The sequence below is a fragment of the Micromonospora sp. NPDC005553 genome (genome assembly GCF_042871765.1).
In the GTDB taxonomy this organism is placed as follows: Bacteria; Actinomycetota; Actinomycetes; order Mycobacteriales; family Micromonosporaceae; genus Micromonospora.
On record NZ_JBIAJD010000007.1, the window covers coordinates 1 to 13,683 of the forward strand.

Sequence of the window (13,683 nt, forward strand, 5' to 3'; positions counted from 1 at the left end):
ATCTGCGCCCGCTCCGCGGACGCCAACCTCTGCCCCGGCATGACCCCTCATCCTGACGAGAATCCACCCCGTTGCAACAACCACTTGAGCCCAAGGCTTCGGGACACCGCGTTTTCAGGGAACCCGAGTCGATCATGCGGTTTCGGCCGCCGTGTCGGGTTCGGCAGGGTGACGGTTCGGGCGGTTTGTCGGGTTCGGAATGAATGTCGGGTGGTCGGGGCCACCCCGTCGGCGGAATCGGCGGCCGGCCGGGGTCGTTATACCTGGCAGACCACCGCGACCGTCGAGTCGTAGGGCGCGGGCAGCGGCCCCCGGGAACACCCGGCAGGCCACTGCGGTTAAGCCCCCGAACGGCCGAGCACCTCAACGGCCGGGCCCCCGCCGGGAAGACCCGGCAGGTCGCCTCGGTTACACCCCCGGAACGGCCGAGCACCTCAACAGGCCGCCCCCCGCAGGTTGGCGGAATGATTCGCCGCCGGCACCCGTTGCACCCTGTCCCGACGCCGACCCCCTCGTGCGGGTCGCCGGGCAGACGAACTTTCCCGCGCCACCATTCACCCCCCTGGTGTGGTGTGGGTATCCCCCTGAGGCAGAGGAGCACGCCATCATGCGTACCGATCTGATCCGTAAGACCGCCCTGACCGCCGCCGGCCTCGCCTTCACCGGCGGCGCCATCGCCGGCCCCGTCACCACCGCGTTCGCCGCACCCACCACCACCAAGCCCACCACGCAGACGCAGACCGACCGCAAGGGCGGCCACGGCGAGCGGGAGCTCGGTGTGCGCTACGAAGCCCAGCCGAACTTCTACTACTGCGGGCCCGCCGCGACCCGTAACGCCCTGAGCGTGCAGGGCAAGAACATCAACGTCGATGACATGGCCAAGGAGATGGGCACCACCGAGGCCGGCACCAACTCCATCAACGACATCACCCCCGTGCTGAACAAGGAAACCGGCAAGAACGACGCCTACCGCTCCGTCGAGATCAGCACCCCGAACGCTGATGCCAAGCAGACCGACCAACTGCGCGCCGACATCGTCCGCACGGTTGACGACGGCAGGGCCGTGGTCGCGAACATCGCCGGGACCAGCACCGACACCAACGGTGTGACCCACTCCTACGAAGGCGGGCACTACATCAGCGTCGTCGGCTACCACGACAACGGCACCACCGTCACCATCGCCGACTCCGCCGACCCCAACCAGGCCGCCTACCAGATCAGCGTCGAACACCTCGCCGACTGGATCGCCACCCGCGGCTACGCCACCAGCTGACCCGAACCACACCACATGACGAAGGGCCGGACCCCACGAGGGTCCGGCCCTTCGTCATGACCAGTCGAAGATCAGTGCTCGTTGCCCGCGCGGACCGGATCGACGTCAGGGGCCACCGCAGCCGACTGACCGTCGGAGGCCACCTCCACGCCGGACGCGCTGTCGGTCGACGTGACGTGGTGGGCGCGGCGGCGCAGCCACCAGGTGCTGCCGAGCCCGGCGAGCACCGCGAGGACCAACCCGGCCCAGGAGATGTCCTTCAGCCAGTGTTCGGCCGCCTTGCCGACCGAGTAGAGCAGGTACGTCGTGCCGAAGGCCCAGACCAGGCCGCCGGCCGCATTAGCCAGGAGGAAGCGGCGGTACGGCACGTGCAGCGCACCGGCGAGCGGCCCTGCGAGGATCCGCAGCAGTGCCACGAACCGACCGAAGAAGACCGCCCAGACGCCGTGCCGCGCGAAGCTCTGTTCGGCACGGGCGAGTTGCGCCGGACCCAGGTGTTTGGGGAACCGTCTGCCCAGTCGGGCGAGGAGCGGGCGACCGCCGCGTCGGCCGACGGCGTACCCGACGGAGTCGCCGACGATGGCGCCGAACGCCGCGGCGCTGGCCACCCACTCCGGCTCCACCACTCCGGTGGCGGCGAGCAGGGCGGAGCTGACGAGCACGATCTCTCCGGGCAGCGGGACGCCCATGCTCTCGACGCCGATCACGCCGGCGACGATGAGGTAGACCACGCCCGGAGGCAGGGCCGAGAGCCAGTGCTGGACGTCGACCACTCGGCACCCCTTCCGATCCGGCCTCCGACCCTACCCCGGGACCTGGTGAACCGGCGTGCTCGCGGACACCCGCCCAGCCGCCATTCAGGCTCAACCGCGGGAGTCGAGGGCTGGCGTCAGCCGGCGAGCGGGGCGACGAACTCCAGCCGGTTGCCGTGCGGGTCGTGAGTATGGAAGCGGCGCATCCCGGGCAGTTCGTCGTCACCCCAGACGACGTCGTACCCGGCGTCGAGCAGCCGACCGGCAAGCATGTCGAGGTCGGGGCGGAGCAGGGCAGGGTGTGCCTTGCGGGCGGGGCGGAAGTCGTCTTCGACGCCCAGGTGCAGTTCGGCGTCGTACCCGATGAACCAGCAACCGCCGCGGGCGGCGAGGGCCGGGGGTTTGGGTTTCTCGACCAGGCCGAGCAGGCCAGCGTAGAAGGCGCGCGAGACCTCCTCGGTGCCGCGCGGACAGGCCAGCAGTACGTGGTGGATCATTGCGGTACCTCCTGTCTCGAACCCTGGCACTCGCTTGCACATATAGCAAGACGGACGTACGGTTTTGTTGGAAGCGGAATCGGGCGGTAAGTGTCACCTAACCTCGGCGGCACCCCGGCCGGTGCGACAGACTGCTCAGGACTACTCACGGTCGCTGGTGTGAAGGAGTACGACGTGGCGAGCCTCGACACCTTCGGTGCGAAGACCCAGCTACGCGTCGGAGACGCGAGCTACGAGATTTTCAAGATCGACAAGGTGGACGGCCACGCGCGGTTGCCGTACAGCCTGAAGATCCTGCTGGAGAACCTGCTGCGGACCGAGGACGGCGCGAACATCACCGCCGACCACATCCGCCAGCTCGGCGGGTGGGACTCCACCGCCGCCCCGAGCGTGGAGATCCAGTTCACCCCGGCGCGGGTCCTGATGCAGGACTTCACCGGCGTGCCCTGCGTGGTCGACCTGGCCACCATGCGCGAGGCAGTACGTGACCTGGGCGGCGACGCCACCAAGGTCAACCCCCTCGCCCCGGCCGAGCTGGTCATCGACCACTCGGTCATCGCCGACCTGTTCGGCCGCGAGGACGCGTTCGCCCGCAACGTCGAGCTGGAGTACGAGCGCAACAAGGAGCGCTACCAGTTCCTGCGCTGGGGTCAGACCGCGTTCAACGAGTTCAAGGTCGTCCCGCCGGGCACCGGCATCGTGCACCAGGTCAACATCGAGTACCTGGCCCGCACCATCATGGAGCGCAACGGCCAGGCGTACCCGGACACTGTGGTCGGCACCGACTCGCACACCACGATGGTCAACGGCCTGGGCGTGCTGGGCTGGGGCGTCGGCGGCATCGAGGCCGAGGCCGCGATGCTCGGCCAGCCGGTCAGCATGCTGATCCCCCGGGTGGTGGGCTTCAAGCTCTCCGGTGAGATGCCGGCCGGCACCACCGCCACCGACCTGGTGCTGACCATCACCGAGATGCTGCGCAAGCACGGTGTGGTCGGCAAGTTCGTCGAGTTCTACGGCCCCGGCGTGAGCGCGGTGCCGCTGGCCAACCGGGCCACCATCGGCAACATGTCCCCGGAGTACGGCTCCACCGTGGCGATCTTCCCGATCGACGCGGAGACGATCCGCTACCTGGAGCTGACCGGCCGGGACGCCGCGCAGGTCGCGCTCGTCGAGGCGTACGCCAAGGAGCAGGGTCTCTGGCACGACCCGGACGCCGAGCCGGACTACTCCGAGCGCCTGGAGCTGGATCTCGGCACCATCGAGCCGTCGCTCGCCGGCCCGAAGCGCCCGCAGGACCGGGTGCCGCTGGGCAGCGCCAAGACGCTGTTCCGCTCCGCGTTGACCGACTACGTGGCCGACGACTCCGTCGGTGAGCGCGACCTCAAGCCGGGTGTCCCCCGCGAGGAGCTGCCGCGCGGCGCCAACGGCCCGGCCGACGAGGCCAGCGCCGAGTCCTTCCCGGCCAGCGACCCGCCGGCCAACGAGTTCAGCGACCCGGCCGACGAGCCGCGCGACCTGGAGACCGCAGCGGTTGGCGCGGGCGGCCGGGCCAGCAACCCGGTCCGGGTCACCGGCACCGACGGCGTGGAGTACGAGCTGGACCACGGCGCAGTGGTGATCGCCGCGATCACCTCCTGCACCAACACGTCCAACCCGCAGGTGATGATCGGTGCCGCGCTGCTGGCCCGCAACGCGGTGGAGAAGGGCCTGTCCCGCAAGCCGTGGGTGAAGACCACCCTGGCGCCCGGGTCGAAGGTCGTCATGGACTACTACGAGCGCGCCGGCCTCACCCCGTACCTGGACAAGCTCGGCTTCAACCTGGTCGGCTACGGCTGCACCACGTGCATCGGCAACTCGGGCCCGCTGCCCGAGGAGGTGTCCGCCGCGGTCAACGAGCACGACCTGTCGGTCGTCTCGGTGCTCTCGGGCAACCGGAACTTCGAGGGCCGGATCAACCCGGACGTCAAGATGAACTACCTGGCGTCGCCGCCGCTGGTGGTCGCCTACGCCCTGGCCGGCACCATGGACATCGACCTGGCCAACGAGCCGATCGGTGAGGACTCCGAGGGCAACCCGGTCTACCTGCGCGAGATCTGGCCGAACAGCGCCGAGATCCAGGACGTCATCGCCCAGGCGATCGGCGCCGCCGGTTTCAGCGCCGCGTACGCCGATGTCTTCGCCGGCGACGAGCGGTGGCAGTCGCTGCCGACCCCGACCGGCGACACCTTCGCCTGGGAGAACGACTCCACCTACGTGCGTAAGCCCCCGTACTTCGAGGGCATGCAGCAGGAGCCGAGCCCGGTCGTCGACATCTCCGCCGCCCGGGTGCTGGCCAAGCTGGGTGACTCGGTGACCACCGACCACATCTCCCCGGCCGGCGCGATCAAGGCGGACTCCCCGGCCGGCACGTACCTTGCCGAGCACGGCGTGCCGCGCCACGAGTTCAACTCGTATGGTTCCCGCCGGGGCAACCACGAGGTGATGATCCGGGGCACCTTCGCCAACATCCGGCTGCGCAACCAGCTGGTGCCCGGGGTGGAGGGTGGCTTCACCGTCAACCACCTCACCGGCGAGCAGACCTCGATCTACGACGCCTCGACGGCCTACCAGGAGGCCGGCATCCCGCTGGTCATCCTGGCCGGCAAGGAGTACGGCTCGGGCTCGTCGCGGGACTGGGCGGCCAAGGGCACGATGCTGCTGGGCGTCCGGGCGGTCATCGCCGAGTCGTACGAGCGGATCCACCGCTCCAACCTGATCGGGATGGGCGTACTGCCGCTCCAGTTCCCGGTGGACGTCACCGCCGAGTCGCTCGGCCTGACCGGCACCGAGACGTTCACCATCACCGGGGTGACCGCCCTGAACGACGGTGATACCCCGCGCACCGTGCAGGTCAGCACCGACACCGGCGTGGAGTTCGACGCCGTGGTGCGGATCGACACCCCCGGCGAGGCGGACTACTACCGGCACGGCGGCATCCTGCAGTACGTGCTGCGCCGCATGATCGCCAACTGATCGCGTACGGCTGGTGGAAGGCCGCTCCCGCTCCGGCGGGGGCGGCCTTCGCCGTTCCAGGCGAGGGATGCTGTCAGAGCGTCCGTAGTCGCTCGGCTACCGCGTCATCCACGGCGCGGCACGCGTAACCCCGTAAACGCCGTCGCAGGGTGGTCGCCCGGAGCGCGTCTCGCGCGGCAGCCCGCAACACTGCACTGTCGGCGGCCACAGCCTCATCGACCTCGGCGAAGAGACTCTCGACCTGACGCATGTCGTAACCGCGCAAAGTAACCACGAACGGCACCGTCATGATGGCGGGTGGTCGCGTCGGTCCGCTCGGGGTGCCCGGGTGCGCAAGTGCAGCCAGCCGTTGGGCTATCGCCGCATCCACGTCCCGGGAGGCGTAGCCCCGTATCCGCCGCCGCAGGGTGGCCGCCCGCAGCGCATCCCGCGCGGCAGCCCGCAACACAGCGCTGTCAGTGGCCAGCGCCCCATCGACCTCGGCGAAGAGACTCTCAACCTGACACATGTCGTAACCGCGCAGGGTGACGACGAACGGCAACGCCATGTAGCCACCATATCGATCGCCGCCTGCGCCGGCAGGGTGCGGGACAGCGGTGAGCGCTCAGCGCAGCCGCAGTGCGACAGCGCGGGCCTCCTCGTCGGTGAGCGGCAGGAACCAGAGGAAGCGGCGGACGATCGCGACCGGGTCGGGGCCGCCCGGCTGGCCGCGCAGGTCGCGGATCGCCCGACGGGTGATCCGGGAGAACTCGGGGATCAGGGTTGCGCGGCGGGCGGCGTTCGTCGGGGTCGCTCGCAGTGCCGGGCAGGGCCAGTCCTGACCGCAGGCGTCGCACGTCCAGAGCGGGCCGTCGGCGGTGTGCGCGACCGGCGGGCCGCACCGGGACCGCCAGCGTGATTCGGGTACGACGTTCCCCGCGCGACCGGGACCACGGTACGGAGGGTGCCGTGGCCCGGTCGGGCCGGCGGTGTTCAACCGGGGCGAAGCCGGTTGGCTCGGTCGATGTGGGCGGTGGCAGGGCGTGTCGTCGGGCATCCGGTGCTCCCTCGTCGATGCTGTCTACACAGCACCCTGCCGAGGGTTGCCAAGCGATCACACCGCGTAGAGGTAATTCCTTTCGACGTCTGGAACGTTCTGAAGGGCTTGGGAATGAATCGAGCAGTACAGGCGGCGATGGCTGAGCGGGGCCACACAGCGGACAGTCTCGCCGCGCAGATTGGTGTCGATCCGAAGACGGCCGCGAAGTGGGCGAGCACGGGACGAATTCCGCAGACGCGTCATCGGGCGCGGGTCGCTGAGCTGCTGGGCCGGAACGTCGAGGAGCTGTGGCCCGACGCGTTCAAGCGTCGGACGCCGGCCTGGTTCCGGCCCTGGGCGGAGATCGAGCGCGAGGCACTGTCGCTGCGGTCGTTTCAGCTCGCGTGGATACCGGGCCTCCTTCAGACCAAGGCGTACGCGCTGGCGACGCTGGTCGGCGAGGCGTTGACGTCGGCCGAGGCCGACGACCTCGCCGAGGCGCGGCTGAGCCGGCAGGCCATCCTGCGCCGGGAACGCCCGCCGTTGCTCGTCGCGGTCCTCGACGAGGGAGTCCTCCGGCGCACCCTGAACGGCGACCGGGCCATGATGCGGGAGCAGTGCGAGCGGCTGGCTGAGCAGGCCGCGCTGCCGAACGTGTCGCTGTTCGTCGTGCCCGCCGACGTCGGCATGTATCCGGGCCTCGGTGGGCCGTTCACTGTGGCCGAGATGCCGGACGGGGCGCGGGTCGCGCACGTCGACAGCCAGGCGCAGGCGCAGCTCATCGACAAGGTTGCCGACGTTGCTACATTCGACCGACGGTGGGAACGCATCCGCGACGGCACCCTGTCGCGGGCGCAGTCCCTCAATCTCATCAGGGAAGCGGCGGCATCATGGACCTGACCGGCGCTCGGTGGCGCAAGAGCAGCAAGAGTGGCAACAACGGCGGCGACTGCGTCGAGGTGGCCGACAACCTCGCGGGCGTCATCGGCGTCCGTGACTCGAAGGACCCGGCCGGTCCGGCGCTCGCCTTCGACCCGGCGGCCTGGACCCGGTTCCTCGCGTTGGCCAAGCGCGGCTGACCCTCCCCACGGTCCAGGGAGAAGATCGCGCCGATCTTGCAGTTTCGGTCGTCGACATGGGCGGGATGCCCCTTGTGTCGGGGCAGAAAATGCAAGATCGCGGAGCGGGGACAGACCGGGCCCGTCGATCATGGAGTTGTGGTGCCTGGTTTGGTAGTTCACGGGGGGCTTTGTTGCCCACCACAACTCCATGATCGGCAAGGCGGTGCCGGTCCAGATGCCCGACGTACCGCTCCTGGTGGCGTGCGGCCGCTCCGCTAGCTGCAGGCGAGGTCGTCGGCACGCTCGAGCAGGGCGTGGCGCTCGGCGGCTGAGCCAACCGTCGCCGCCGCCCGCCGGAACAGGGCGGCGGCGCGCAGTCGGTCGCCCTGCCGGGCCACCAGATCGGCTTCCACCGCCGCGGTGAGCGGATGGTCGTCCAGCCCTCCCCCCGCACGCGCCGCGTCGAGCAGGTCCAACCCGGCGGCCGGCCCGTACGCGTAGCCGTGCGCGACCGCGCGGTTCAGCGCGACCACGGGCGACGGCCGGATGCCGAGCAGGGCGTCGTAGGCGTGGGCGATCGTCGGCCAGTCGGTCTCGTCGGCCGAGGCGGCGGTGGCGTGGCAGGCGGCGATTCGGGCCTGCCACGCGTACGGCCCGTCGTGGCGTACCCGATCGAGGGCGGTCAGGCCCTCGGCGACGGCGGAGCGGTCCCACCGGTCGCGGTCCTGCCGTTGCAGGGTGAGCAGGTTGCCGGCGGCGTCGCGGCGGGCGTCCCGGCGGGAGTGTTGGAACAGCAGCAGCGCCAGCAGCGCGGCGACCTCGGACTGGTGTGGCATCAGATGGTCGAGCAGCCGGGCCAGCCGGACCGCCTCGTCGGCGAAGGCCGGTTCGCCGTCGGCGACGTAGCCCCTGGTGAACAGCAGGTACAGCACGGCGAGGACGCCGGGCAGCCGCTCGGTCAGCGCCGGCCCGCTCGGCACCCGGTACGGGATGCCGGCCTGGGCGATGCGGGTGCGCGCCCGGGTCAACCGGCGGGTCATCGTCGACTCGCTGACCAGCAGCAGGCGGGCGATGTCAGCGGTGGGCACGCCGCAGACCGTTCGCAGCGTCAACGACACTCGGGCCTCGATCGCGAGCGCCGGATGGCAGCAGGTGAAGATGAGACGCAACCGGTCGTCCACCACGTCCTGCCCCACCTCGGGCTCGGGCTGCGCGTCGTCGGGGGTGAGCAACGCCAGTTCGTGCAGCTTGCGCCGCTCCACTGTGGCCCGGCGTAGCACGTCGATCGCCCGGTTGCGCGCCACGGTCATGAGCCAGCCGCCCGGGTTGGCCGGCACACCGTCGGTGGGCCAGCGTTCCAGCGCCACGGTCAACGACTCCTGGGCGCAGTCCTCGGCCAACGCCCAGTCCCCGGTGACACGGATGAGGGTCGCGACGATCCGGGGGTACGCCTCGACGCTGGCGACCGCGACGGCCTCCGCCGCCGCGTCGGACGGTGCCGGGATGCGCACCGGCCGGCGCGGCGGGGTGGACAACCTCGTCAGTCGGACAGGTCCGCGAACGGACGCAGTTCCAGTCGCCCCTCACGGGCCATCGGGTGGGTGCGGGCCACCTCGATCGCCTCGTCCAGGTCGGCGCAGTCGAGCAGGTCGAAGCCCACGATCACCTCGGCGGTCTCCGCGAACGGCCCCTCGGAGACGAGCAGCTCGCCGTCGCGAACGCGGACGGTGGTGGCCGCGCTGGTCGGCCCCAGTACGTTGCCGGTCAGGCGGCGGCCACGAGAGTCGTTCTCCGCCACCCACTTGTCGATGTCGGGAAGCTCGGTGGGGTCGGTGTCCGGCTCGGTGTCGCTGCAAACGAACATCATGTACTTCATCTGATCGCTCCCTTGGTTTCTCGGGGTGTCGCCAGCATGACGATCGGCCGGGAGCGTTCCGGACACCCTCCCCCGAGAAATTCCGGTCAGTCTCCGCTGGCGGCGCGGCGGCGGGCCTCGCGGGTCTTCATGGCGTGCTCCATCAGCGTGACGAGCACCTCCTTGCTGGACTCACGCTGCCGGGCGTCGCAGAGCAGCACCGGCACACCCGGGTCCAGGTTCAGCGCGGCCTGCACCTCGTCGAGCCGGTACTTCCGGGCGTCCTGGAAGCAGTTCACCGCCACCACGAAGGGCGTGCCCCGACCCTCGAAGTAGTCGATCGAGGGGAAGCAGTCGGCGAGCCGGCGGGTGTCGGCCAGCACCACCGCGCCGATCGCCCCCAACGCCAACTCGTCCCAGACGAACCAGAACCGGTCCTGCCCCGGGGTACCGAACAGGTACAGCACCAGGTCGTCGCTGATGGTGATCCGGCCGAAGTCCATTGCCACGGTGGTGGTGGTCTTGCTCTCCACCCCGGACAGGTCGTCGATGCCGACCCCCGACTCCGTCAGCACCTCCTCGGTGCGCAACGGCCGGGTTTCGCTGACCGCGCCAACCATCGTCGTCTTGCCCACGCCGAAGCCGCCCGCGACCAGGATCTTGATCGCGGTGGGCAGTGGCGTCGCTCCCGCCGGCCGGTCAGAGTGCCCGTAGTCCATTGATTACCGCCTCGAAGATGCTGTTGTCGGGAAGACCGGCCGTGGTCTGCGGCTCGCGGACCTGCACCAGGCTGCGGGCCGCCAGATCACCGAGGAGCACCCTGATGGTGCCCACCGGCAGGTCGAGATGGGCGGCGATCTCGGCGACGGACTGTATGCGTTGGCACAGCCCGACGATCGCCAAGTGTTCGGGACCGAGACCGACCTCGGGCGTGACCTCGGCTCGGGTCGCCGTGACCAGGGAGATCAGGTCGAACGTGCCGGTGACCGGGCGGGCCCGACCACGGGTCACCGCGTACGGACGCACCACCGGACCCGCGTGGTCATCCACCCACTGGTGGTCTGCGGACTCCCCCTGGACCGTCATCGCCGCTACCTCTCGCCGACCTGCTGATCAGTGCCGCGCGACGGTGATGCGACGTACTTGCCGACCCGGGTGACCAGCATCGCCATCTCGTAGGCGATCAGGCCGACGTCGGCGTCCTCGGTGGCCAGTACCGCCAGGCAGGCGTTGCGGCCGGCCGCGGTGACGAACAGGAACGACGACTGCATCTCGATGATGGTCTGTTGCACCTGCCCGCCACCGAAACGCTTGCCGGCGCCCCGCGCGAGGCTCTGGATGCCGGCCGCCATCGCAGCGAGGTGCTCGCCGTCGTCCCGGCTCAACCCCTGCGAGGAGGCCATCAGGAGGCCGTCGGTGGAGAGCGCGACCGCGTGTTCGGCCTGCTTCACCCGGCCCACCAGGTCATCCAGCAACCACGTCAGGTCGGCGCTCGAAGCCGTCTTCTGGGTCACTTCGTCGTCCTCTTCTCGCCCGGCTGTGCGCCGTTGTTCGTCTGGGGCTCGACCGTCACACCGCGCGTTGCCGGTGCTCGGTCAGGTCGCTTGTGGATCCTCGTCGGCTGGCTCGGACGGCGTCGTCGTCACCGGTGCGCCGGAGGCGCCGCCGAGCAGCCGCGCCGCGTCGGTCCGCCCACGCCGGGTGCCGGTCTGGTAGGAGCTCATCATCCGGCGAACCTGCTCCGGTGGGCGCACCACATCCTCGTCGTCGGTTTCGGACATCGCCGGGTCGTCTCGCAACTCGGGAACGATGTTCGCCTGTCGGACCCGGACGGGCAGGCCGGAGTCGGTCCGCTCCGCATCGGCGCTGGCGGGCGCCGGCCCACCGTCGCCGGCCGGGGCCGCCTCTTCGTCGGGGGTCTCCGGGCGGGTGGTGTCGACAGCGGGCAGCCCGGTGGGCACTGTCGGGGCTTCCAAGGCCGGCTGAGCGGGCCCGCGGCGGGCGCGGGTGGGCAGGTCGGGGGCGCTGGTTGCCGGGGTGGTCCGCTGTCGGGTGGGGAGAACGGTGTCCGCCTCGGCCTCCCCGTCCGTCGTCGGCGCGGTGGTGTCGGCTGGATTCGGCGCCGCCGAGGTCACCGCCACCTCCGACGTGGTGGTCGTCGGTGCGGCGAGCGCGACCGGTGCGAGGGGGGTCGTACGGCCGGTGTCCGTGGCGGGTGCCGGCGGCATCGGGATGGCCGAGCCGGTCCGGAACGAGCCGGAGTCCTCCGGGGAGGCGTCGGCCTCGGTGACCAGCTCCAGCGGGATCAGCACGACAGCGGTGGTGCCGCCGTACGCGGACTCCTTGAGCCGTACCCGCACGCCGTGCCGTTCGGTCAGCCGGCTCACCACGTAGAGCCCGAGGCGGGCGGCGTTGGCGAGGTTCAGCTCGGACTGGTCGACGATCCGGTGGTTCGCCGCGGCCAGGTCCTCCTCGCTCATGCCGAGGCCACGGTCCTCGATCTCGATGGCGAAGCCGTTGGAGACCAGTTGGCCGCGGACCTCGACCGTCGTGTGGGGCGGGGAGAACGACAGGCCGTTCTCGATCAGCTCGGCGAGCAGGTGGATGACGTCGCCGACCGCGCGGCCGGCGAGCGAGACAGGACCGAGCGGCAGCACGTTGACCCGGGTGTAGTCCTCCACCTCGGCCACGGCGCCGCGCACCACGTCGACCATCGGGACGTTGCGCCGCCAGGCCCGACCAGGGGTGGAGCCGGAGAGCACGATCAGGTTTTCCGCGTTGCGCCGCATCCGGGTGGCCAGGTGGTCGACCCGGAACAGGTCCTCCAGCTCCTCCGCGTCGTGCTCGCGGCGTTCCATCGCGTCGAGCAGGGTGAGCTGACGGTGGACGAGCGCCTGCGTGCGTCGGGCCAGGCTCAGGAAGACCTCGCGGACGTTGCGACGCAGGTCGGCCTGCTCGACGGCGGTGCGCAGGGCGGTCTCCTGAACGGCGTTGAACGCCTTGCCGACCTGACCGATCTCGTCGGTGCCGAACTCCAGCGGGGGCGCCTCGGTGGCCACGTCGACCTCCTCGCCGCGCCCGAGCCGGTCCACCACCCGGGGGAGCCGCTCGTCGGCGAGCTGCCAGGCGGCCTGTCGCAGCCGCTCCAGCTGGCGCAGCAGGTTCCGCGCGGTGGTGATGGAGACGACGACGGAGGCGATGACGGCGAGCAGGCCCAGACCGGTGGCGAGTACCAGCCGGACGACGACCATCACGGCGACGCCGGTGGCCCGGTCCACGATGCCCTCACCACCGCCGAGCACGACGTCGTCGATCGCGGCCAGCGCGGGTTCCACGGTGCCGCGCCACTGCTCGGCGCCGACCGGCAGCTGCGTCGACGGCCGGCCCTCGCGGATGATGCTGTCCTGCACGGCGCGCAGTCGGGTGAACGCCTCACCCTCGACGAGCTGCCGGTAACTGCGCTGGTCGGCGTCGGCGAGCCGGACCCGGGCCTCTTCACCGACGAACCGCTCCGCGCCGACCAGCGCGACGTAGCGGGCATACTCCGCGCCGCTCATCCGGCCGTTGCCGAAGAGGCCACTGAGCAGCGCGTCCTCCTGCGAGATCAGCTCCTTCATCCGGTTGAGCTGGATGAGGGCCGCCGCCTCGCCGGCGATCTGCTTGTCGTCCAGACTGCCTGTCACGTCGTAGACCTGGAAGATCGACTCGATCGCGTCGGTGTACGCCTCGGCGGCGGCGACTCGGTCGATCTTGCGGTCCAGCACCTCGGCTCGGGTCCGCTCCAACGTGTCGACCTGGGCGATCGTCATGCGGAGCTGGTTGCCCAGCACGGAACTGCCGGCGATGTCGACCTGCCAGTCGCGCACCGAGTCGGCGAAGGTGGCAGCCAGCTCGGTGGTCTTGCGGTGTTCGGCCTCAAGGGCGCTCCGCTGCGCGGCCTCGGGGTTGCTCAGGTACGCCTGGGTCAACCGCCGCTCCACCTGGAGCTCCTGCAGCAACGGTTCGCTCGGCTCGTACACCTTGGTGTTGATGACCTGAACACCGAGCAGGTTGAAGCCATCACGCAGGGTGACCCAGGCCGCGAACATCCAGAGCGCGACCAGGGAGAGCAGCAGGGCGACAACCTTGGTGCGGATACTCGTACCGCGAGAACGCATTGAACCGTCCCAGGCCGGGCGTTGACTCAGCTCATCAACGAATGATCAGAGGGGGCGA

The 13,683-nt window shown here is 70.4% G+C and carries 14 protein-coding genes; 4 read left to right on the forward strand and 10 right to left on the reverse strand.

Translation table 11 applies throughout. The annotated features are described in order from the left end of the window. Positions 1 to 607: 607 nt before the first annotated feature. Positions 608 to 1,273: a C39 family peptidase gene (locus ACFYPG_RS26710; protein ID WP_387354250.1), complete on the forward strand. Its 666-nt coding sequence runs from the start codon at positions 608 to 610 to the stop codon at positions 1,271 to 1,273. Positions 1,274 to 1,344: 71 nt separating this feature from the next. On the opposite strand, the gene ACFYPG_RS26715 is transcribed toward ACFYPG_RS26710, so the two are convergent. Further along, positions 1,345 to 2,046 (reverse strand): DedA family protein, encoded by a 702-nt coding sequence (locus ACFYPG_RS26715; RefSeq protein ID WP_387354251.1) that lies wholly within the window; start codon positions 2,044 to 2,046, stop codon positions 1,345 to 1,347. A 116-nt stretch (positions 2,047 to 2,162) separates the two neighbouring features. Beyond that, positions 2,163 to 2,522, reverse strand: a complete 360-nt coding sequence (locus ACFYPG_RS26720) for a glyoxalase (RefSeq protein ID WP_357207433.1) — start codon at positions 2,520 to 2,522, stop codon at positions 2,163 to 2,165. A gap of 159 nt (positions 2,523 to 2,681) precedes the next feature. On the opposite strand from ACFYPG_RS26720, the gene ACFYPG_RS26725 reads away from it, so the two are divergent. After that, positions 2,682 to 5,534 carry an aconitate hydratase gene (locus ACFYPG_RS26725; RefSeq protein WP_355009979.1) on the forward strand — a complete coding sequence of 951 codons (2,853 nt, stop codon included), beginning with the start codon at positions 2,682 to 2,684 and terminating at the stop codon, positions 5,532 to 5,534. Between the two features lie 73 nt (positions 5,535 to 5,607). On the opposite strand, the gene ACFYPG_RS26730 is transcribed toward ACFYPG_RS26725, so the two are convergent. Next, positions 5,608 to 6,081 carry a hypothetical protein gene (locus ACFYPG_RS26730; RefSeq protein ID WP_387354252.1) on the reverse strand — a complete coding sequence of 158 codons (474 nt, stop codon included), beginning with the start codon at positions 6,079 to 6,081 and terminating at the stop codon, positions 5,608 to 5,610. A 57-nt stretch (positions 6,082 to 6,138) separates the two neighbouring features. After that, positions 6,139 to 6,570 (reverse strand): hypothetical protein, encoded by a 432-nt coding sequence (locus ACFYPG_RS26735; protein WP_387354253.1) that lies wholly within the window; start codon positions 6,568 to 6,570, stop codon positions 6,139 to 6,141. A 114-nt stretch (positions 6,571 to 6,684) separates the two neighbouring features. Here ACFYPG_RS26735 and ACFYPG_RS26740 point away from each other — a divergent pair, with 114 nt between their 5' ends. After that, complete coding sequence (locus tag ACFYPG_RS26740; protein ID WP_387354254.1) at positions 6,685 to 7,452, forward strand: Scr1 family TA system antitoxin-like transcriptional regulator; 768 nt, start codon at positions 6,685 to 6,687, stop codon at positions 7,450 to 7,452. Beyond that, a complete protein-coding gene (locus tag ACFYPG_RS26745) occupies positions 7,443 to 7,631 on the forward strand; it encodes a DUF397 domain-containing protein (RefSeq protein ID WP_387354255.1) in 189 nt (62 codons plus the stop codon). The genes ACFYPG_RS26740 and ACFYPG_RS26745 overlap by 10 nt, the downstream gene beginning before the upstream one ends. Before the next feature lie 257 nt (positions 7,632 to 7,888). Here ACFYPG_RS26745 and ACFYPG_RS26750 read toward each other — a convergent pair whose 3' ends face one another. The 6 genes from ACFYPG_RS26750 to ACFYPG_RS26775 all read right to left on the reverse strand — a co-directional run bounded on the left by ACFYPG_RS26750 (position 7,889) and on the right by ACFYPG_RS26775 (position 13,625). Beyond that, positions 7,889 to 9,148 (reverse strand): RNA polymerase sigma factor, encoded by a 1,260-nt coding sequence (locus tag ACFYPG_RS26750; protein ID WP_387354256.1) that lies wholly within the window; start codon positions 9,146 to 9,148, stop codon positions 7,889 to 7,891. Between the two features lie 5 nt (positions 9,149 to 9,153). Next, on the reverse strand, positions 9,154 to 9,489 hold the full coding sequence (locus ACFYPG_RS26755) for a YciI family protein (RefSeq protein ID WP_387354257.1): 336 nt from the start codon (positions 9,487 to 9,489) through the stop codon (positions 9,154 to 9,156). 86 nt (positions 9,490 to 9,575) lie between these two features. Further along, positions 9,576 to 10,187 (reverse strand): ATP/GTP-binding protein, encoded by a 612-nt coding sequence (locus tag ACFYPG_RS26760; protein WP_355009975.1) that lies wholly within the window; start codon positions 10,185 to 10,187, stop codon positions 9,576 to 9,578. Further along, a complete protein-coding gene (locus ACFYPG_RS26765) occupies positions 10,168 to 10,554 on the reverse strand; it encodes a DUF742 domain-containing protein (RefSeq protein WP_030337267.1) in 387 nt (128 codons plus the stop codon). The genes ACFYPG_RS26760 and ACFYPG_RS26765 overlap by 20 nt, the downstream gene beginning before the upstream one ends. Before the next feature lie 5 nt (positions 10,555 to 10,559). Next, the gene (locus tag ACFYPG_RS26770; RefSeq protein ID WP_030337269.1) at positions 10,560 to 10,982 is read right to left on the reverse strand and encodes a roadblock/LC7 domain-containing protein; all 423 of its coding nucleotides are present in this window, start codon (positions 10,980 to 10,982) and stop codon (positions 10,560 to 10,562) included. Positions 10,983 to 11,063: 81 nt separating this feature from the next. Continuing rightward, positions 11,064 to 13,625, reverse strand: coding sequence for a nitrate- and nitrite sensing domain-containing protein (locus ACFYPG_RS26775; protein WP_387354258.1), 2,562 nt, complete (start codon positions 13,623 to 13,625; stop codon positions 11,064 to 11,066). Positions 13,626 to 13,683: the final 58 nt, after the last annotated feature.